Source organism: Thalassospira alkalitolerans (assembly GCF_002115745.1).
Taxonomy (GTDB): domain Bacteria; phylum Pseudomonadota; class Alphaproteobacteria; order Rhodospirillales; family Thalassospiraceae; genus Thalassospira; species Thalassospira alkalitolerans.
Genome location: NZ_JFKB01000001.1, coordinates 242,827 through 262,620, shown reverse-complemented (window position 1 = coordinate 262,620; position 19,794 = coordinate 242,827). Strand labels below are relative to the sequence as shown.

The window sequence follows — 19,794 nt, the reverse complement described above, 5'->3', positions numbered from 1 at the left end:
CTATGTTGGAAAGCGATTAGTGCCATAAGTGTTTAACTGTCGCCAGCGCAAAGCCTTTATCAGGGGGTCAGCAACGCGTTGACAAAGGCCGGAACCAGTTCGGTTGCCGGGCCATATTGGCTGTGATCGAACAGGGTCGCGCCATTGCTGGGTTCGAGGTTGAGTTCGATGGTTTCGGTCCCAGCCTCGTCACGGGCTGTTTGGACAAACCCGGCAGCGGGATAGACATTGCCCGACGTGCCGATAGAAATAAAAAGGCCGCAATCGGCAAGGGCTGCATATATGCGTTCCATTTCAAGCGGCATTTCTCCGAACCAGACGACATGCGGGCGCAAGCCGCCGGATTTTCCACAGGCCGGACAGGGCGTTTCGCGGCCAAGCGGATCGGACCAGTGGGTCAGAAGATCACAGTGATTGCAGCGGATTTTAAGCAATTCACCATGCATATGGATCAGGTTTTTTGATCCGGCGCGGCCATGCAGATCATCAATATTTTGGGTGACGAGTAAAACATCACCGGGCCATTCGCGTTCAAGCCTGGCAAGCGCGCGATGGGCGGTGTTGGGTTGAATATCCGGGTCGATTAGGGCCGCGCGGCGGTCATTATAGAAATGATGGACCAGATCAGGATTGTTGATGAATGCGTCCGGGGTTGCGACCTCGGAAATATCGTAACGTGCCCAGATGCCATCGGGATCGCGAAAGGTATGCAGCCCGCTTTCCTTTGAGATACCGGCCCCGGTCAGAATGACAATCGGGGCGGCTTCGTCACGCAGGATGTTGATGATATCGCGGCCCAGCGGCATGAAGTTTCCAATCGAAGATATATGTTCCAGTCGGGCGAGTATAGCGTCGGTTGGCATAAAATAAAACGGCCCCGCCACGATGGTAGCAGGGCCGTATAGAACCCGATTCGCAAGAACCGGTTCCAAAACTATTACGTCGGATCAGGCAGAGGTATCGATATTGCCGCCCGGTTCATCGTTCTTGCTGCCATCCTGACCGGTCGGGTTTTTGGTCACCCCAACCATAGCTGGACGCAGAAGACGGTCCTTAAGCACGTAACCGGCCTGCATTACCTGGGCGACATGGCCATCTGGGTAAGCAGGATTGGGCATTTCAAACACGGCCTGATGCTGGTTCGGGTCAAGCTTTTCGCCAAGCGGTTCAAGCTTTTTGATGCCGTTTTGTTCCATCGCCTTCAACAGGGTTTTTTCGGTCATTTCAACGCCATCAATCAGCGTTTTCATTGCCGGATCGGCATCCGCATCATTGCCAGCGGCTTCCAGCGCACGGCGAAGATTGTCGCCAACATCAAGAAGGTCGCGGGCGAATTTGGTAATCGCATAATTTGCAGCGTCTTCAACGTCTTTTTTCGCCCGGCGACGGGTGTTTTCCACCTCGGCAGCGGCGCGCAGCAGACGGTCTTTGAGTTCGGCAACTTCGGCCTCAAGGGCGGCAACCGGATCATTGTTGGCCGCTGCGTCGTTGCTTTCGGCGTTCATCGCCTCTTCTACGATGTTTTCAACGATGGAGTCGTCTGCCGGCGTGTTGCCGTGCTGATCTTCCTGGTTGTTATTTGCGGTTTCCGACATGGCTAACCTGTACCTTCAGTTTGTGTGGCCTGACACGCAGCGCCAACGTTTATCCAATCAGTCGCCCGACCAACTTGGCGGTGTAATCGACCAGCGGAATGATCCGGGCATAATTGATCCGGGTCGGTCCGACAACCCCGATTGCACCCACAATGCTGCCTTCATCGTTCTGATAGGGTGAAATCACCATCGAAAGTCCCGATCCGCCGAACAATTTGTTCTCGGATCCGATGAAAATCTGTACCCCTTGGGCAATCGAGGTGACATCAAGCAATTCGATCATCTGGTCGCGAGCTTCGAGCACATTAAACAGCCGTCTGACAGTTTCAAGCTGTTCGATGGTGTCAATATTATCAAGCAATTGCGACTGGCCCTTGACGATCAGGGAGGAGCCCTTGACCCCACCAGCCCATGTTGCCAGACCGGCATCAATCAGTCCCGCCGACAATTCGTCGAGTTCCTGTTTGATGCGATCGCGTTCCAGACCCATCAATTGCCTTGCGTCATCAAGTGTCTTTCCGGCTAGCCGGGTATTTAGATAGTTCGACGCTTCTGTCAATGCCGAGGGCGGCAAATCAAGCGGAACATCAAGGATTCGGTTTTCAACATTGCCATTCTGGGACACCAGAACCGCAAGGACTTTGCCCGGTGAAAGGGCAACGAATTCAATCTGTTTTAAGCGGATTCCATCGGTTTTAGGGGCGACGACCAGCCCGGCACAACGCGACAGGCCCGATAACATGCTGGTGGCTTCACCCAGCATTTGATCCAGCGAATATCCGGCCTGTTCGCAGTTTTTGGTTAGTTGATCGCGTTCGGCATTGGGCAGATCGCCGACTTCCATCAGGGCATTGACGAAAAGACGCAGGCCCTTTTCGCTGGGCAATCGCCCAGCTGAAACATGCGGTGCGACCAAAAGACCCATTTCTTCAAGGTCGGACATCACATTGCGGATGGTTGCCGCCGAAAGGTTTTCCGACATGCGGCGCGCGATGGACCGTGATCCGATCGGTTCGCCGGTTTCGACATAGGCATCAACAATCTGGCGAAAGACTTCGCGTGATCGCGTATTCATGTCGCCTAATAATGTATCGTCCAAAAGCGCCATGCCAATCCTGATCAAAACCAGATGCGTTACATTGAATATTGTGAATTCCAGTCAGGCACAATTTAGGCAGACCAAGGGCGGGCGTCAATGAAGCTGGCTCAACGAATGGTGGCTTTGTTGGTTAAATGCTTGCACGGATCCGTAAATCAGGATGCAGACCACCGTAAATCGGGTTTGATCCTGTATTTTCAGGATGATTAAAATTGGCAGGTTTGCCGCGATTTTCGGGGAAATAGCTGGACCTTTAAGATTAGGATAAGTAGCTTTGGCCCTAATTTCAGCTATTAGAGATCGGCCATGAAGGCTGATCTGATCCAGAACAAAGAGGTTTAGACCCCATGCGTCCATCCGGCCGTACTTTCGATCAGCTTCGCGACGTTTCCATTGAAACCGGTGTTTCCAAATATGCCGAGGGTTCCTGCCTGATTAAATTTGGCGATACCCATGTGATTTGCACCGCGACGGTCGAGGACAAGGTGCCGGGCTGGATGCGTAATTCCGGCAAGGGTTGGATCACGGCAGAATATGGTATGTTACCGCGTGCCACTGATAGCCGCATGCAGCGCGAAGCCGCACGCGGTGGTCAGTCGGGCCGGACTCAGGAAATCCAGCGTTTGATTGGCCGGTCGATTCGTGCCGTGGCCGACCTTAAAGCCATGGGCGAAATGCAGATGCGCCTTGATTGTGATGTTATTCAGGCCGATGGCGGCACGCGTACCGCATCAATCACGGGTGCCTATATTGCCGCCCATTTGGCATTTCAGGGTGTGCGTCGTCTTGGCCTGATCAAGGAAATCCCGCTGACCCAGGCGGTTGCGGCAATTTCATGTGGGATTTATCAAGGCGAAGCGGTTCTTGATCTTGATTACGCCGAAGACAGCAATGCCGGTGCCGATGCCAATTTCGTTTTGGGGGGCAATGGTGGCATTGTTGAAGTTCAGGCAACTGCCGAAGATGTGCCGTTTGATCGCGCTGCTTATGACAAGATGTTCGATCTGGCGGAAAAAGGCTGCAAAGAGCTGTTTGCCAAACAGCGTGCGGCGATTGGCGTCTAAGAATTACGTCGGGCGGGTCGTTAAGCGGCCCGTCCGAAATTGCATTTGCGTTTCCCATCGGTCTTCGTCTTAACGACCCGAATATCTCTAGGCAGCATCATGGCCCGTCGCTTTACGGAAAAAAAACTTGTCATCGCCAGCCATAACAAAGGCAAGATCAAGGAAATTGCTGAATTACTTGATCCCTTTGGGATCGAAGTGATTTCAGCCGGGGATTTGAACCTTCCCGAACCCGAAGAAACCGAAAATAGCTTTATTGGTAATGCGCAGCTGAAATCGCTTGCCGCAACCAAGGCTGCTAATCTGCCCGCTTTGTCAGATGACAGCGGTATGGCTGTTTCTGCCCTTGATGGCGCACCGGGCATTTATTCGGCGCGCTGGGCTGGGCCGGACAAGGATTTTGATATGGCGATGGAGAAGGTTCAGAACGGCATTGGGGCTCATCCTGATCGTCGTGCAGCCTTTATCTGTGCCCTGTCACTTGCCTGGCCGGATGGCCATGTCGAGAATTTTGAAGGTCGGGTCGAAGGCGAAATCGTCTGGCCCAAACGCGGTCGGCACGGTTTTGGCTATGACCCTATTTTTTTGCCCAAAGGATATGATCAGACCTTTGGCGAAATGGACCCGGCAAAGAAACATGAAATGAGCCACCGGGCGGATGCGTTCCGCCAATTGGTCAAGGCCTGTTTTAAACAGGATTAGGAAATCAATCGCGGTATGCCCGCATTGAACCCATGCACGCATCGCTGATGAAACGATCAGCGGTGCGTGTTACGTTATATCTTTCCGTTAGTCGAAGATCGAGAACCGCGTGTCCCAGAACAGCGCCGAAGCCGCCCCGTTTGGTATCTATATTCATTGGCCGTTTTGCCTTTCGAAATGCCCGTATTGTGATTTCAACAGCCATGTCGCGGACAAGGTTGATCATGCACGCTGGCGGGCTGCATTGCGCGCCGAACTGGCTGTTGGGGCGGCTCGCCATCCCGGTCGCACGGTTGGGTCGATATTTTTTGGCGGTGGCACACCATCGCTGATGGACCCGGAAACCGCCGGGGCCTTAATCGCCGATATCAAGGCATTTTGGCCGGTGACCGATGACATCGAAATCACGCTTGAAGCCAATCCGGGCACGGTTGAAATCAACCGGTTTTCAGCTTTTGCAGCCAATGGTATCAATCGCGTGTCAATCGGTATTCAGGCGTTGAATGACCGTGACCTTAAGTTTTTGGGACGGGTGCATAATGCAAACGAGGCCATGCGCGCCCTTGATGTTGCGGCCAATGTCTTTGACCGGTTTTCGTTCGATCTGATTTACGCAAGACCCGAACATGATCCGGATGCTTGGCGGCGTGAACTGCGCGAGGCGCTTGATATCGCGCGCGGTCATATCTCGCTTTATCAGTTAACGATTGAGCCGGGTACGCAGTTTTATACTTTGCATCAGCGCGGTGACTTGGTGGTGCCTGACGAAGACTTGGCGACCGACCTTTATGAAATCACTCAGGAAGAAACTAAGGCGGCTGGCTATGGCTGTTACGAGGTTTCAAATCATGCTCGTCCGGGGCAGGAAAGCCGCCATAATCTGGTCTATTGGCGTTATGGTGATTATCTGGGCATTGGTCCGGGTGCGCATGGCCGCGAAGCCGTGATCCAGCCTGATGGCAGTACGAAACCAATGGCCGTACGCCGTCACCGGGCGCCGGAAATTTGGTTGGATCGGGTGGAAAAGCAAGGCCATGGCACGCAGGAAGAAACCGCCTTGGTTGCCGGTGAGCGGTTGATTGAAATGGTGATGATGGGCTTGCGCCTTAATGAAACCATCCCGACCGCCCGGTTCGAAAGGATTGTTGGCAAGGGGCCACGCGATGTCTTGGATCAGGAACGGCTTGAAACCTTGATTGTGTCGGGTGATTTGATCTGCGACCAAACCGGTTTGCGGACTACCGATCAGGGGCGGAACCGTTTGAACGGGGTTCTCAGATATCTGTTCGATACTTCGGCGTGATGTGGACTGGGCCATAATTCCCCTTAAACCTATAGAAATTCCGCGTGTTTTCGCAATGTAACCTGCTTTGACCGATCCGTTTTGCAAAACCGTCAAAAAGGATGTTGACACTTGGCTTTGGCAGCGTATATTGCGCCCCGTTCCGGCGGATAAAACCGGGACGAATACCACAAGCCCCTATGCCCAGGTGGCGGAATTGGTAGACGCGCTGGCTTCAGGTGCCAGTGATCGCAAGGTCGTGGAAGTTCGAGTCTTCTCCTGGGCACCATACCCCAGCACATTGATAATGTGCTGGGGTATTGTTGTTCAGGGCTGGTTTTTGCGTCGCAGGCATTGGGATGCTGTGCTAAGACGAAATTAAGTTTGCACGACAGAGAGCCACAATGACCCAATCCTGCCTTAACGGCGACGCGCCCGACGTCAGTTTTGTTTTACCGGTCTATAACAAGGCAGAAGCATTGCCTTGTTTTTTTGCCTCGCTTATGGCCCAGCAGGGTGACTTTTCGCGTGAGGTAATTTTTGTTGATGATGCTTCGACAGATGAGTCGCGTGCGGTGATTGAAAAATTTGCCAGCGTTCATGATTTTGTCCGTGTCATTGCCAATGATACCAATGCTGGCCCTGCCATTCGCCTTAATCAGGGGGTGGAACAGGCATGTGGCACATATCTGGCGCTGTTTGATTGTGATGAACTGCTGGCACCCGATACAATTTCGGTGATGTTGGGGATGGCGCGTGAACATGGTGCCGACATGGTGCATGGCAAGGGGCGCAAGACCGATGCCCTGATGGCGCAGGCAAAGGCAGATGCGATTGGTGTTGGCGTATCTGTTGCGGTATTTGAGGACGCGTTGGAACGCATTTTGGGTCGTGGCATAGTGCGGATGACCTGGCTGGTCGAACGTGCCTTGTTTGAAAAGGCCGGTGGGTGTGACACCGATGTGTTCATTCAAGATGAATCACTGCCATTGCGGTTGTCATTGCATGCGCGCCGCGTGGTTGATGCCGATATGGTTGTGACGGTTATTCCCGACGCGGGAAGCCATCTTTCGGGCAATAAGATGCAGCAGCATCATGACCGGTTTTTTGTTTATGCGCATTTTCTGGCAGCTCATCCCGAATTGGCGCCTGATAAATACCGTAAGGTATTTGGTAAATGTCTTTCAGCGGCGCGTAAGGCCAAACGTGATGGTGCGCCGTTCAATACCCTTGATCTTCAGTGTCGCTATCTGGCACATAAAATCCGCCTTGGCCGGAGCGATCTGGCAGAATTGAAACGTTTTGAATCTGTTTTTCAAAAACTTCCCGGCATCAGGAGGCCGATAAACCTGTGATTTCCGCCAATTTTTCAGGCGCGTTCGAGCGCCGGATGCATCTTGCCGCGACTTGTTTCCTGTGCTTGATCCCTGCGTTTCTTTTATTCGCGCGGGGTGCGGCGGATGGTGCGGTGGTGCTGATTGCGTTGCTATTTTTGGTGCGCAGTGCGGTTCATCGTGACTGGTCTTGGGTGCGTGAAGCCGATATTGCGGTTTTGCTGGTGATCTGGTTGATCATGAACCTTTTGGTGTCGCCCTTTGCCGAGTTTACAGGAAAAAGCTTTGGCCGTTCGGCGAGCTGGTTACGGTTTGTTGTTTTTTATGCCGCTGTGACGCGTTGGGTTCTGGCCGATCAAAAAGCAATCCGTGCGGTTTGCATGGCTTTTTTGGCAACGATCATGATTGCGGCTGCCGATGCGCTTTATCAGTTCTTTGCAGGCTATTCCCTGTTGGGCGGGCAGCATATGAATGGTCGCCTGACTGGCCCGCTTGATCGCCCCAATATCGGTATTTATCTGGCGAAAACCGGTTTTGCGACAATGACATTGGCTTTCGCCTTGTATGTTGCTGATATGAAACAGAAAGCGTTCCGTGTTGGCATTGTCGTTCTGGCGTTTGCGTTGATGATTGTCTTCCTGAGCGGTGAGCGTACAGCAAGTGTTCTGAGCCTGCTGGCGATTGGATGTGGCTTGGTTGGGTTGTTCCTTGTCGGGGGAAAAAGCCGATTGGCGGCGATGGGTGTCGCGGTGTTGGTTCTTGGAGGAGTTGGCACTCTTCTGACGGTCAGTGACCGTATCTTTGCGCGTGCCATGGCGATTGGAAATGTTGTTGGTGATTACAGTGGATCGATCTATGGCGAATTAAGCGCGCTTGGTTGGCGGCTGTTTACAGAACACCCTGTTACTGGGACAGGTATGGGAAATTTTGGCTTGGTCTGCCCTGATTATAGGGCGGAAGGCGTCATTAGAGAATGCCACCCCCATCCGCATAATTTTTATATTGAATGGCTGTCTGATACTGGCCTTGTTGGAACCTTGCCTTGGCTTGTTTTCGTGGCGATAATCGTTTGGGCAGGGGTGCGCCACATACGTAATGGGAGCCGACAAAGTCTTGTCGCCGGGCTTTATCTTGGTACCTTGGTTTTGTCGTTTTTCCCGATGGCAGCGACCCAAAGTGCATTTTCAAATTGGCCCGCCATTTTGGCATGGAATTCGATAGCTGTTGCTGTTGCGGCCTTGCGGTTGTCGCAGGGGCGGACTCGTTCGTCTGTCAACTCGTCAAGCTGAAGGTGCGTTTTTGTTATCTGTAAAGTGTGGGCGATGTAAAAACCCGCCAAATGGCGCGTCTTTTGCGTCGCGATGGCGGGAATGCTGTGTTAAGACAGGGCCAAACCAGCATTCTGGAGAATAGCGATGACCAATTTCCTCCATCACGGAGATTTGCCCGATGGGCTTGATCTTGGCAAAATCGTTGCCATTGACAGCGAAACCATGGGTCTTAATCCGCACCGTGATCGTTTGTGCGTTGTGCAGCTTTCAAGCGGCGATGGTGATGCCCATCTGGTTAAGTTTGATGGGGAAAATTACGAGGCGCCCAACCTTAAGAAGCTTTTGGCCGATTCATCGGTCTTAAAGCTGTTTCACTTTGGGCGTTTCGATATTGCGGTGATGGACAAATATCTGGGTGTGCGTTGCGCGCCGGTCTATTGCACCAAGATCGCTTCCAAGCTTGTCCGGACCTATACCGACCGCCACGGTCTAAAAGACCTGGTGCGTGAGTTGGCGGGTGTTAATCTGGATAAGCAGCAGCAAAGTTCCGATTGGGGTTCGGCCGATCTTTCTGAAGAACAGATCGCCTATGCCGCGTCCGATGTTTTGTATCTGCACAAAGCAATGGAAGAGCTGGATCGTCGTTTGGCGCGCGAAGGGCGTACCGAATTGGCACGTGCGTGTTTTGACTTCCTGCCGACACGGGCGACGCTTGATCTGGGCGGCTGGGACGATATCGATATTTTCTCGCATTAAGGTGCGCTTTTTTCGAACATCGTATTTTGCTTGGCAAGTCAGCATTGTTAATCCTGTGTCAATTGCCCCGGGCGTAAGGGTATGGGAATTGACGAAGCAAAAGCATAAGCCCCATATTGGCTTTTGCGGCTTGCCGGCACAGATGATCCCGCCCATCTTTTCCCTGTAATGGTTTTTGCCGGGAAACGCATAAAGAAACTGATGACAGTGACCCCAAAACTGCACAACACACCTAAACCGGCATCGGACAAGGACCTTGAAGTCGCCCGACGGGTTCTGGCAATTGAAGCCGATGCGCTTCGTGATCTTTCAGAATCGCTAAATGGCGATTTTTGCAAGGCGATTGACCTGATCGAAGGGCTTAAGGGCCGTCTGGTCGTGACCGGTATGGGTAAAAGCGGCCATATCGCCAAGAAAATCGCCGCGACCTTTGCCTCGACCGGGACGCCATCCTTTTTTGTTCATCCGGCCGAGGCCAGCCATGGTGACCTTGGCATGATCGGGCGCGATGATGCGGTTCTGGCCCTGTCAAATTCCGGCGAGACCCCGGAACTGTCCGACATTATTGCTTATACAAGGCGTTTTAACGTGCCATTGATCGGCATGACGCGTCGCCCGGAAAGCTCGCTTGCGACGCAATGCGATTATCCGCTGATTCTGCCGGCTAGTCCGGAAGCCTGTCCGAACAAACAAGCCCCGACAACATCGACAACCGCGATGCTGGCCTTTGCCGATGCGCTGGCCGTGACACTGATGGAGCGTCGTGGCTTTAGTGCCGATGATTTCCGGACTTTCCATCCCGGTGGCAAGTTGGGTCAGCGTTTGTTGCGTGTGCGCGACGTCATGCATGGCGTGAACGACATTCCGCTGATCGGCGAAGATGCCCTGATGTCTGAGGCATTGATGACGATGACCGGCAAATCGTTTGGCTGTGTCGGGGTTGTTGACGGCAAGGGTATCATGACCGGGATCGTGACCGATGGCGATTTGCGCCGTCACATGGCCGATAACCTGATTACAATGCGGGTTGGCGATGTGATGACATGCGGGCCCAAGGCGACCCAGGCAGATATTTTGGCGGTCGAGGCCTTGGCCGTGATGAATGATCGCAGCATCACCGCATTGTTTGTGGTTGATGATGCGGGCAAGCCGGTCGGGCTTGTGCATATTCATGATCTTTTGCGTCTGGGAGTCGCATAATCAATGGGCGAGGATCGGAAGGCAGAGGTCGAACGCGCCGCGCGGAATGCGCGCATGAACGACCGCCTTCCGTCCGGACGACGCAATGTGCGGATTAATCCGTTCCGCCGGTCCATTGTGACGATGTTGAAACTGATCCTGCCTTTGATTGCGGCGGCCCTGATGGCGCTTGTTGTGTTGTGGCCGCAAATCGAACAGGTGCAGGAAAGCGGTTTTCGCCTTGGCTTTTCGGCGACGCCGGATGATTTGATGGAAAATGTCGCCATGAGCAATCCGCGCTTTTTTGGCGTGGACAGCAACCGGCAGCCTTTTACCGTGACGGCAATGGAAGCCGTCGAAGAGCCCGAAAATGACGAACGTCCGGCGCATATGCATCTGGATACGCCACAGGCCGATATTACGCTTGAGGACGGGACATGGATTGCGCTGACGGCGGATGAAGGGTTCTATACTGAGACCGACGGGCTTCTTGATCTGGTCGGGACGGTCAATTTGTATCACGATCAGGGTTTTGAAATTCATACCCAGCAGGCCGAGATTGAAATGGACCTTGGCAATGCCAAGGGGCATGAGCCGGTCGATGGACAGGGGCCGTTTGGAACGATCAAATCCGATACCGGGTTCGAGCTTGAAGACAAGGGGGCGGTGATCCGCTTTTTGGGCAATGCCCGTCTGGTGATTTTCGATAGTGCATTGAAAGGGAAGTCATGATCGCGATTGCGCGCTTTGCGATGCGCCGTTTTTGGGCCGCAGCCGTTCTGGGTGGTGCGGTGCTGGCCCCATTGGTGATTATGGCACCGGTTTCAGTGCGGGCTGATCCGCTTGGTTTGGCGCAGAATGGTGCCGGCGGGCTTGAGGTTGAGTCTGATAACGGTATTGAATGGCGTCGCAACGAGCAGGTGCTGATTGCGCGTGGCAATGCGGTGGCCAAACGGGGTGGTTCGCGGGTTGATGCCGATGAATTGCGCGCCCTTTATCGGGATCGCAATGGCAATAGCGAGATTTACCGCATCATCGCGACCGGCAATGTTAAATTGTCATCGGCGACTGATGTCGCGACCGGTGATCAGGCCGTTTATGACATTGACGATGCGGTTGTGGTTTTGACGGGTGAAAACCTGCAATACAAGACCCCGACCGAAACATTGACCGCCGAGGAAAGCCTTGAATACTGGGAAGTTGAACGTATGGCGGTCGCCCGTGGCAATGCGGTTGCCGTTGCCCAAGATCGCACATTGCGCGGTGATGTTCTGACCGCGCGATTTGTGCCGGGCAAGAATGGCGAGAACGAGTTGAGCCGCATTGACGGCGACGGAAATGTGACCATCCGTACGCCGACCGACTTTGTGGTTGGCAATCAAGGGGTTTATGATGCGAAAACGGGTATCGCAACCCTTGTCGGATCGGTTAAGATCACGCGCGGCGAGAACCAGTTGAACGGGGATCGCGCTGTGGTCGACCTGAATACAGGGGTCAGCCGACTAACTTCCGATGGAAATGGCAGTGGCAAGAGCCGGGTTCGTGGGCTGCTTGTGCCGGAAAAAGATGAAAAAAAAGCCCCGGGTCAGCCCGGGAATGGCAACTGACGAAGGGTCGGGAATTTGTTCTGGTCGCGTAAAGGCGGTAAATCCGACAACACAGAGGTACAAACGGCGGATGCAGGAAACAATGCGTCTTCTGGTGCCGGGGCAGGCCCGCGGCTGATAAGTGCCAATAAGGGGCTGGTGGCGCATAATCTTGGCAAAAGTTTCAAGAAGCGCCCGGTTCTTAAAGATGTGTCGATGTCGGTACAGCGCGGCGAGGCAGTTGGCCTTTTGGGGCCGAACGGCGCGGGTAAGACCACTAGTTTTTATATCATTACCGGTCTTATTGCGGCGGATCGCGGATCAATTTCATTGGACGGGCGCGACATCACCATGATGCCGATGTACCAGCGTGCGCGCATGGGAATTGGTTATTTGCCGCAGGAAGCCTCGATTTTTCGCGGCATGACGGTGGAACAAAATATCATGGCCGTGCTTGAGGTGGTCGAGGATGATCGCCTGAAACGCGAACAGAACCTTGAAGACCTTTTGGCTGAATTTGCTATTGAGCATTTGCGTCGCACACCGGCCCTTGCCCTGTCGGGTGGGGAACGCCGCCGTTGCGAAATTGCGCGTGCGCTTGCGGCCCATCCGAATTTTGTTCTGCTTGATGAACCACTGGCCGGTATTGACCCGATTGCGGTCGGGGATATTCGCGATCTTGTACGTCATCTGAAAAATCGTGGCATTGGGGTCTTGATTACTGACCACAATGTGCGCGAGACTCTGGACATCATTGACCGGGCATATATCTTGCATGACGGTCGGGTTTTGATGGAAGGTGGTCCCGATGAAATCGTCAGGAATGACGATGTCAGAAGGGTTTATCTGGGCGATCGTTTCAGCCTTTGATCACACACCTTGTTCCTGGGGGATTTGGATTGACACGGGGTAGTGCATAATGGCCCTGAAGGCGCGGCTTGATCTTCGTCAGTCTCAGTCTCTTGTCATGACGCCTCAGTTGCAGCAGGCGATCAAACTGCTGCAATTTAACAATATTGAACTTTCCAGTTTCATTGATAGCGAGCTTCTGGAAAATCCGCTATTGGAGCGTGCCGATCCTGGCCAGACCTTTGCTGAATCCGGTGACGGGGCGGTTGGCAATGGTGAGCAAGGGATCGATTCGCGCACAAGCGATGATTTTTCCGACCGTGAAGACCGGTTTGGCACCGATCGCCTGACATCAAGTGAAACGCTTAGTACCGGTGATTCAAGTCCGCTCGATTGCGCACCCGACGCCCTTTATAACGGCGAAGGTGAAATCAGTGCTGATGGTGCCCCGGTTGCCGGAAGCCACGATTATACAGCACCCTATAGTGGTGGTGGAACAGGTGGCAGCGGCGGTGGTGGTGGCGAAGACCTGCCGGGGCTGGAACAAACCCTTGCTGATCAGGTCACCTTGCGCCAATCGCTTGATGATCAGCTGAATGTCGCATTTGTCGATGCAATATCGCGAATGATCGGCAGCTATCTGATTGATATGCTTGATGACAGCGGTTATGTCGCCGGGCCGCTTGAAGAAGTCGCCGAGGCGCTTGAATGCGATATGGCCGATGTTTTGCGGGTGCTTAAGGCCATGCAAGGGTTCGAGCCGGTCGGCATTTTCGCCCGTGGTCTTGCCGAATGCCTTGAATTGCAGCTTCGGGAACGCAACCGGTTTGATCCGGCGATGGCGGCCTTATTGGCCAATCTGGAACTTCTTGCGCGTCGTGAATTTGACCGTTTGCGCCGGATTTGTGGGGTAGATGCCGACGATCTTTCCGACATGATCAGTGAAATCAGAACCCTTGATCCGCGTCCGGGCCGAACAGCGGATGGGGAACCGGCAACCCCGGTGATCCCCGATGTGCTGATGCGTTCGGCCGGGAATGGCAATTGGCATCTGGAACTGAACAGCGAAGCCTTGCCGCGTGTCCTTGTAAACGAGGATTATGCCGTACAGATCGGTAAGGGTTTGCGCAATCGCGAAGAACGCAGTTTCTTGAGTGAGAAGCTGCAAAATGCCAATTGGCTGGTCAAGGCATTGCATCAGCGTGCGACCACGATCATGAAGGTCTCAAGCGAGATTGTTCGCCAGCAGGATGGATTTTTCAATCACGGTGTGTCGCATTTGCGCCCGTTGATCTTGCGCAACATTGCCGAAGCCATCGGTATGCATGAAAGTACGGTGTCACGCGTTACAAATGGCAAGTTCATGGCGACGCCGCGCGGCGTTTTCGAACTCAAATACTTCTTCACCACGGCAATTTCATCTTCAGATGGCGGTGATTCGTATTCTTCGGAATCAGTGCGCCATCGGATTAAGTTATTGATAGATGGGGAAGATCCGAAAAAGATTTTGTCTGATGACAAACTTGTCGAGCTGCTTGAGAAGGAAGGGATCGACATCGCCCGCCGAACAGTGGCAAAATATCGAGAGGCGATGAGAATTCCCTCGTCGGTCCAGCGACGGCGCGAAAAAAAAGCAGGTGTTTCCTAGAAGGTTTCACACTGGAAAATATACCTTAAGGTATTGTATTTTAACCATTAATACCCAAATGTTGACTTGGCAATGACGAGGGAATATGGTGCGCCTTCCTGACTGAGGGCCACCGAACATTCATATGTACCGGGTAGTCACTCAACTGGGGATAGGCAATCCATGCAAATTACGGTTATTGGTAAGCAACTCGACGTTGGTAATGCACTCCGTCAACATGTCATTGGGACATTGGAGACTGCGGTAGAGAAATATTTCGATCATGCGATCGAAGCCACGGTGACAATCACCAAACAGGCGCATCTCTATGTCGTGCAGATTTCGGTTCATTTTGGCAAGGGCATGTTGGTTCAAGCGAAAGCATCGGCGAATGAAGTATATCCCGCCTGTGATTTTGCCTGTGATCGTGTTGCCAAGCAGTTACGACGTTACAAGCGGCGTTTGCGCGACCACCATAGTAACCGTGACCAGTATGAGCAGGCCAGAATAGATGCGACACATTATGTGATCGCACAAGAAGACGAAGATCATTCAGATGACGAAAATGTCAGCGGCTTTGAGCCGGTGATCGTCGCTGAAACACCGGATCGTATCGATACGCTCTCTGTCGGAGAGGCTGTGATGCGGCTCGACTTGGGGGACATTCCGGCACTTATGTTCCGGAATGGCAAACATGGCGGATTGAATGTTGTGTATCGTCGTGCTGACGGCAATATCGGATGGCTTGATCCATCTGATAAGGAGGTCGGTACAGCGTGACGGATACAGCTTCTTCCGAGCCAAACAACACAACGCGAAAAATGGATATATCATCGATTCTATCCCCTTCAGGGGTAATACCGGCCTTGCGGTCTGGTGCGAAAAAGGCTGTGCTTGAGGAACTTGCCGAAAAAGCAGCTGGCGTTACCGGGCGTGAAGCGGGTGAGATTTTCTCAGTCCTGCTTGATCGCGAAAAACTTGGCAGTACCGGCGTAGGCGGTGGTGTGGCGATTCCGCATGGAAAATTGGCCGATCTCGACCGGTTGCACATGATCTTTGCGCGTGCCCAGAACCCGATCGAGTTCGATGCCGTGGATGAACATCCTGTCGATTTGTTCTGCATGCTGATCGCACCGGAAGAAGCCGGTGCCGACCATCTGAAAGCACTGGCGCGGATATCGCGTTTGCTGCGTAATCAGGGCATGTGTGACAAGCTGCGTGGTGCCGGTTCGGCGGATGCGATTTATGCATTGCTGACCCAGGACGAGGCCGAACAGGCCGCCTGAAAGCGTATTTGACGGGCAAAACCCGACAAACGACCAGATTTAGGAAACCGGACACCGTGATTGCGGTGTCCGGTTTTGTTTTATCTGTGATCTGGTTCCGGGGATGCCCCGGGCCGCAGGTTAGGTTGGCAGGGTTTGTGTGGTTGGAGCGGGTGCTGGTTATTTCGCGTCAACGGGTTTTGGCGCGTTGACGGTTCAGCATTGGTGTCTCTGTTTCTATTCCCATCTTCGTCCCTGTCTTCGTCCCATCCCCATCCCGGTTGATTTTGTCATTAAGTTTTGGTTTCGATTTCGGCTTGTTTGTCGGCGTTGATTTGCATCATGCGTCCTGCCAGAACGACCAGAAACAGGACCGGAATCCCGATGATGGCCGTGCCGATAAAGAACCAGCTATATCCCACCGAATCGACGACTGTGCCTGAAAACCCGGCAAGGATTTTGGGGAACAGGGTCATAATCGAACTGAAAATCGCATATTGCATGGCGGTGAAGGAAATGTTGGTCAGACCCGACAAATAGGCAATAAAGGCCGCCGTCGCCAAACCGCCCGACAGGTTATCGGCCGCAATCACCCCGGCAAACATCATCGTATTCGGACCAAGATGGGCCATGATGGCAAATAGGATATTGGTGATGGCCGATAAAAGCGCGCCCAGAAACAGGATGCGGACCACGCCATAACGCACCGATAACAATCCGCCCAGAAAGCTGCCGGCAATGGTCATGAACAGACCAAATGTCTTGGAAACCGTGGCAATTTCTTCCTTGGAAAATCCGAGGTCGGTATAGAACACATTGGCCATGACCCCCATGACGATATCGGCAATGCGATAAACCCCGATCAGGGTCAGGACAACAATCGCGGCCTTGCCATAGCGATCAATGAAATCTTTGACCGGCGCGATATAGGTTTCTTGCACCATGCCGGTCGGGGTGACGCCGACTTTGGTGGTCAACCAGGCTGTCAGGATCGCTGCTGCGACGGAGATCGCCAGTTTAAGCGTTCCGGCAATGAAGCCTGCCAGTTCGCTGATCATGCCCGCGTCGATCAGGCCGGATTTCAGCGGATTGGTCAGATTGGCGGTATAGATATTGGCGGCGATAAAGGCAATCACGGTCAGGGCGAACATCAAAAGGAAACGCACATAGTCCGATGTTTCGTGGAAATACTTGCTGTCTGTGCGGGTTACGGTCGGTTCGCCGATGATCAGGGTGGTAATCACCCCGATCCCCATGGCAAGCGCCATACAGCCATAAGCGACTGTCCAGGCCATTGGTTCGTAACTGCCTTCGGCCTCGAACAACCCGGCAATGGTTAGTGCCCCGGCCCCGGCGACAATCATGCCGATGCGATAGCCACCGATATAGGCCGAACTCATCATCGCCTGCAGATCGGCATCTGCGGCTTCGATGCGATAGGCGTCAATGACGATATCTTGCGTTGCCGAGGCAAAACCAAGGGCAACGGCGGCAAAGGCCATCATGGTCAGGTTCTGGGCTGGATCGGTAAAGCCCATCCACAAGATAGCACCGATGATGCCGGTCTGGGCGATGATCAGCCAGCTGCGGCGTCGTCCCAACAAACCGTACAACACAGGAAAAGGCAGACGGTCTATCAGCGGCGCCCAGACGAATTTGAACGAATAGCCAAGGGCGGCCCAACTGAAATAGGTGACGGTGGATCGTTCAACCCCGGCTTCACGCAGCCAGATCGACAGGGTTGAAAAGATCAGCAGGATCGGAATCCCGGCCGATAATCCCATGAACAGCATGGTAATCACGCGCGGATGGACAAAGGCGCGAAATGAGTCCCCCCAGCTTTGCAAGGCGGTGTTGTGCATGGATTTTCCCCGTCTGAATGCCATCTTGGCCGAAAGTATGTGAAACAGGTTAAAGAAAGCCGAAACCGCGTGGCATGACAGATTTCAGGTTAGAGCAGTTAAAAAGCAAAAGGCCGACCCGGATGGGTCGACCTTTTGTCGAAATGGTATGCTTTATCGATCCAAACCGATGACGCGGTTTAGGAGTCCGATTTGCGGCTTTCGCGTTTACGGATGTTCGGATCGAGGTGCAGCTTGCGAATACGAATGCTTTTCGGGGTTACTTCAACCAGCTCGTCGGTCTGGATGTAAGCCAAAGCTTCTTCCAGACTCATCCGGCGCGGCGGGGTCAGCGTGATGGCATCGTCCTTGCCCGAGGCACGAACGTTGGTCAGCTTCTTGCCTTTGAGGATGTTGACTTCAAGGTCGTTGCTACGGTTGTGTTCGCCAATGACCATGCCTTCATAGACGCGCGCACCCGGTTCGATGAACATCATGCCGCGGTCTTCAAGACCCCAAAGGGCATAGGCAACCGCATCGCCCTGATCGTTCGAAATCAGAACGCCGTTACGACGACCAGCAATTGCACCTTTGACCGGACCATAGGAATGGAACACACGGTTCATGACGCCGGTACCACGGGTATCGGTCAGGAATTCACCATGGTAACCAATCAGGCCACGTGACGGGGCGGTAAACAGGATACGGGTCTTGCCACCACCAGAAGCACGCATATCGGTCATTTCGGCTTTGCGCAGGCTCATCTTTTCAACGACGGAACCGGCAAATTCTTCATCAACGTCAACCTGGACTTCTTCGAACGGCTCGGACATTACGCCGTCGATTTCCTTGATCAGAACGCGCGGACGCGAGATCGACAATTCGAAGCCTTCGCGACGCATGGTTTCGATCAGAACGCCAAGCTGCAATTCACCACGACCGGCAACTTCGAACGCATCCTTGTCCGCGGTTTCGGTCAGCTGAATGGCGATGTTGCCTTCAACTTCACGTTCCAGACGGGCACGGATAATACGCGAGGTAACCTTGTCGCCTTCCTGACCGGCGAGCGGCGAGTTGTTGACCGAGAAGGTCATGGCAAGGGTCGGCGGATCAATCGGCTGGCTTTTGATTGCAATATTGACTTCTGGCGAGCAGATGGTGTCAGCCACGGTTGCATCGGTCAGACCAGCAATCGCGATGATGTCACCGGCCTGGGCTTCTTCCTGCGGCACACGGTCAAGACCGCGGAAACCCATCAGTTTCGACAAACGACCGGTTTCAACCGTGCCATCGCCGCGCAGAACCTTAACCGGCATGTTCAGTTTTGCTCGACCCTGTGCAACACGACCGGTCAGGATACGACCGAGGAAGTTATCGGCATGCAGCATGGTTGCGATCATCGCAAACGGTGCGTCGGCAACAGCAGACGGGGCCGGAACATAGCTGAGGATCAGCTCCATCAGCGGGGTCAGGTTTTCTTTCGGACCTTCCGGGGCTTCTGCTGCCCAGCCATCACGGCCGGATGCATAAAGAACCGGGAAGTCGAGTTGTGCTTCGTTGGCTTCAAGCGAGACGAATAGATCGAAAATTTCGTCGAGAACTTCTTCGGCGCGCTGATCGGGACGGTCAATCTTGTTGATGATCACGATCGGCTTCAGGCCAAGCTTCAAGGCTTTGCCGAGCACGAATTTGGTCTGTGGCATCGGGCCTTCGGCCGAGTCAACCAGCAAGACAACACCGTCAACCATGGACAGAATACGTTCGACTTCACCACCGAAATCGGCGTGGCCCGGGGTATCAACGATGTTGATACGGGTTTCGCCCCATTGAATGGCTGTCGGTTTCGCCATGATCGTGATACCGCGTTCGCGTTCCAGATCATTGCTGTCCATGGCGCGTTCATCAACGCGCTGGTTGTCACGGTAAACACCGGACTGACGGAACATCGAGTCAACCAGGGTTGTTTTCCCGTGGTCAACGTGGGCGATAATGGCGATATTGCGCAAATTCATTGGCGCGGACTCCAGAATAAAAATGCCGCGCGCCGGGGTGGACCCTTGCGCATCGGTCAGTAAAAGTTTCAAAGGCCAGTAGATATTCAGCCGCCTCGGGATTTTATCGCCCGGTCGGCAAGGTCAAATCCGCGCAATTTGCGCAGTACTGCACATGCTGAATGTTTACTGGCCCAAAAGATAAATTGCAGCCTGGCTCGAAAGCCGCCCTGTCATATCCAATGTCGAGGCGAAAGACCAGCCTCGTGCATGCCATGCGGGGTTGATTTTTATGCAATGTCGGGTTCTTGCGCTATTAACTGGACAAAGTCAATCTTTGTGTGCGTTGCAAA

18 protein-coding genes and 1 tRNA gene are annotated in these 19,794 nt (G+C 53.5%); 14 read left to right on the top strand and 5 right to left on the bottom strand.

Annotated features, from left to right (window positions below):
• Positions 1–59: 59 nt before the first annotated feature.
• The 3 genes from TALK_RS01170 to hrcA all read right to left on the bottom strand — a co-directional run bounded on the left by TALK_RS01170 (position 60) and on the right by hrcA (position 2,703).
• Positions 60–806, bottom strand: a complete 747-nt coding sequence (locus TALK_RS01170) for an NAD-dependent deacylase (protein WP_085615018.1) — start codon at positions 804–806, stop codon at positions 60–62.
• A 141-nt stretch (positions 807–947) separates the two neighbouring features.
• A complete protein-coding gene (grpE, locus tag TALK_RS01165) occupies positions 948–1,595 on the bottom strand; it encodes a nucleotide exchange factor GrpE (protein ID WP_085615016.1) in 648 nt (215 codons plus the stop codon).
• 49 nt (positions 1,596–1,644) lie between these two features.
• A complete protein-coding gene (gene hrcA / locus TALK_RS01160; protein WP_085615014.1) occupies positions 1,645–2,703 on the bottom strand; it encodes a heat-inducible transcriptional repressor HrcA in 1,059 nt (352 codons plus the stop codon).
• A 338-nt stretch (positions 2,704–3,041) separates the two neighbouring features.
• On the opposite strand from hrcA, the gene rph reads away from it, so the two are divergent.
• The 14 genes from rph (at position 3,042) to ptsN (ending at position 15,630) form a co-directional block, all read left to right on the top strand.
• Positions 3,042–3,758, top strand: coding sequence for a ribonuclease PH (rph, locus tag TALK_RS01155; RefSeq protein WP_085615012.1), 717 nt, complete (start codon positions 3,042–3,044; stop codon positions 3,756–3,758).
• 99 nt (positions 3,759–3,857) lie between these two features.
• A complete protein-coding gene (gene rdgB, locus TALK_RS01150) occupies positions 3,858–4,460 on the top strand; it encodes an RdgB/HAM1 family non-canonical purine NTP pyrophosphatase (RefSeq protein WP_085615010.1) in 603 nt (200 codons plus the stop codon).
• Positions 4,461–4,569: 109 nt separating this feature from the next.
• Positions 4,570–5,763 carry a radical SAM family heme chaperone HemW gene (gene hemW, locus TALK_RS01145; RefSeq protein WP_085615008.1) on the top strand — a complete coding sequence of 398 codons (1,194 nt, stop codon included), beginning with the start codon at positions 4,570–4,572 and terminating at the stop codon, positions 5,761–5,763.
• A gap of 181 nt (positions 5,764–5,944) precedes the next feature.
• A tRNA-Leu gene (locus tag TALK_RS01140) sits at positions 5,945–6,031 on the top strand.
• Positions 6,032–6,146: 115 nt separating this feature from the next.
• Positions 6,147–7,097, top strand: a complete 951-nt coding sequence (locus tag TALK_RS01135; protein ID WP_085615006.1) for a glycosyltransferase family 2 protein — start codon at positions 6,147–6,149, stop codon at positions 7,095–7,097.
• The gene (locus tag TALK_RS01130) at positions 7,094–8,365 is read left to right on the top strand and encodes an O-antigen ligase family protein (protein ID WP_085615004.1); all 1,272 of its coding nucleotides are present in this window, start codon (positions 7,094–7,096) and stop codon (positions 8,363–8,365) included. Before TALK_RS01135 ends, TALK_RS01130 begins: the two co-directional genes overlap by 4 nt.
• Before the next feature lie 126 nt (positions 8,366–8,491).
• A complete protein-coding gene (locus tag TALK_RS01125) occupies positions 8,492–9,103 on the top strand; it encodes a ribonuclease D (RefSeq protein ID WP_085615002.1) in 612 nt (203 codons plus the stop codon).
• Positions 9,104–9,304: 201 nt separating this feature from the next.
• On the top strand, positions 9,305–10,303 hold the full coding sequence (locus TALK_RS01120; RefSeq protein WP_085615692.1) for a KpsF/GutQ family sugar-phosphate isomerase: 999 nt from the start codon (positions 9,305–9,307) through the stop codon (positions 10,301–10,303).
• A gap of 3 nt (positions 10,304–10,306) precedes the next feature.
• Positions 10,307–11,014, top strand: a complete 708-nt coding sequence (gene lptC / locus TALK_RS01115; RefSeq protein ID WP_085615000.1) for an LPS export ABC transporter periplasmic protein LptC — start codon at positions 10,307–10,309, stop codon at positions 11,012–11,014.
• On the top strand, positions 11,011–11,889 hold the full coding sequence (locus tag TALK_RS01110) for an LptA/OstA family protein (RefSeq protein WP_085614998.1): 879 nt from the start codon (positions 11,011–11,013) through the stop codon (positions 11,887–11,889). Before lptC ends, TALK_RS01110 begins: the two co-directional genes overlap by 4 nt.
• A gap of 15 nt (positions 11,890–11,904) precedes the next feature.
• Entirely contained in the window at positions 11,905–12,738 is an 834-nt protein-coding gene (lptB, locus tag TALK_RS01105; RefSeq protein WP_085614996.1) for an LPS export ABC transporter ATP-binding protein, read from the top strand.
• A gap of 49 nt (positions 12,739–12,787) precedes the next feature.
• Positions 12,788–14,365 carry an RNA polymerase factor sigma-54 gene (rpoN, locus tag TALK_RS01100; RefSeq protein WP_085614994.1) on the top strand — a complete coding sequence of 526 codons (1,578 nt, stop codon included), beginning with the start codon at positions 12,788–12,790 and terminating at the stop codon, positions 14,363–14,365.
• 162 nt (positions 14,366–14,527) lie between these two features.
• The gene (gene hpf / locus TALK_RS01095; RefSeq protein ID WP_085614992.1) at positions 14,528–15,124 is read left to right on the top strand and encodes a ribosome hibernation-promoting factor, HPF/YfiA family; all 597 of its coding nucleotides are present in this window, start codon (positions 14,528–14,530) and stop codon (positions 15,122–15,124) included.
• Between the two features lie 41 nt (positions 15,125–15,165).
• Positions 15,166–15,630 carry a PTS IIA-like nitrogen regulatory protein PtsN gene (ptsN, locus tag TALK_RS01090; RefSeq protein WP_085614990.1) on the top strand — a complete coding sequence of 155 codons (465 nt, stop codon included), beginning with the start codon at positions 15,166–15,168 and terminating at the stop codon, positions 15,628–15,630.
• Between the two features lie 272 nt (positions 15,631–15,902).
• On the opposite strand, the gene TALK_RS01085 is transcribed toward ptsN, so the two are convergent.
• Both TALK_RS01085 and typA read right to left on the bottom strand, forming a co-directional pair.
• Positions 15,903–17,471, bottom strand: a complete 1,569-nt coding sequence (locus TALK_RS01085) for an AmpG family muropeptide MFS transporter (protein ID WP_085614988.1) — start codon at positions 17,469–17,471, stop codon at positions 15,903–15,905.
• 179 nt (positions 17,472–17,650) lie between these two features.
• The gene (typA, locus tag TALK_RS01080) at positions 17,651–19,462 is read right to left on the bottom strand and encodes a translational GTPase TypA (protein WP_085615690.1); all 1,812 of its coding nucleotides are present in this window, start codon (positions 19,460–19,462) and stop codon (positions 17,651–17,653) included.
• Between the last annotated feature and the right edge of the window lie 332 nt (positions 19,463–19,794).

Bases quoted from the DNA above. Each gene is read 5' to 3' on its own strand.
- TALK_RS01170 (WP_085615018.1), bottom strand. From the start codon at position 806: ATGCCGCTGGGCCGCGATATCATCAACATCCTGCGTGACGAAGCCGCC.
- grpE (WP_085615016.1), bottom strand. From the start codon at position 1,595: ATGTCGGAAACCGCAAATAACAACCAGGAAGATCAGCACGGCAACACG.
- hrcA (WP_085615014.1), bottom strand. From the start codon at position 2,703: ATGGCGCTTTTGGACGATACATTATTAGGCGACATGAATACGCGATCA.
- rph (WP_085615012.1), top strand. From the start codon at position 3,042: ATGCGTCCATCCGGCCGTACTTTCGATCAGCTTCGCGACGTTTCCATT.
- rdgB (WP_085615010.1), top strand. From the start codon at position 3,858: ATGGCCCGTCGCTTTACGGAAAAAAAACTTGTCATCGCCAGCCATAAC.
- TALK_RS01135 (WP_085615006.1), top strand. From the start codon at position 6,147: ATGACCCAATCCTGCCTTAACGGCGACGCGCCCGACGTCAGTTTTGTT.
- TALK_RS01125 (WP_085615002.1), top strand. From the start codon at position 8,492: ATGACCAATTTCCTCCATCACGGAGATTTGCCCGATGGGCTTGATCTT.
- TALK_RS01120 (WP_085615692.1), top strand. From the start codon at position 9,305: ATGACAGTGACCCCAAAACTGCACAACACACCTAAACCGGCATCGGAC.
- lptC (WP_085615000.1), top strand. From the start codon at position 10,307: ATGGGCGAGGATCGGAAGGCAGAGGTCGAACGCGCCGCGCGGAATGCG.
- TALK_RS01110 (WP_085614998.1), top strand. From the start codon at position 11,011: ATGATCGCGATTGCGCGCTTTGCGATGCGCCGTTTTTGGGCCGCAGCC.
- rpoN (WP_085614994.1), top strand. From the start codon at position 12,788: ATGGCCCTGAAGGCGCGGCTTGATCTTCGTCAGTCTCAGTCTCTTGTC.
- hpf (WP_085614992.1), top strand. From the start codon at position 14,528: ATGCAAATTACGGTTATTGGTAAGCAACTCGACGTTGGTAATGCACTC.
- ptsN (WP_085614990.1), top strand. From the start codon at position 15,166: ATGGATATATCATCGATTCTATCCCCTTCAGGGGTAATACCGGCCTTG.
- TALK_RS01085 (WP_085614988.1), bottom strand. From the start codon at position 17,471: ATGCACAACACCGCCTTGCAAAGCTGGGGGGACTCATTTCGCGCCTTT.
- typA (WP_085615690.1), bottom strand. From the start codon at position 19,462: ATGAATTTGCGCAATATCGCCATTATCGCCCACGTTGACCACGGGAAA.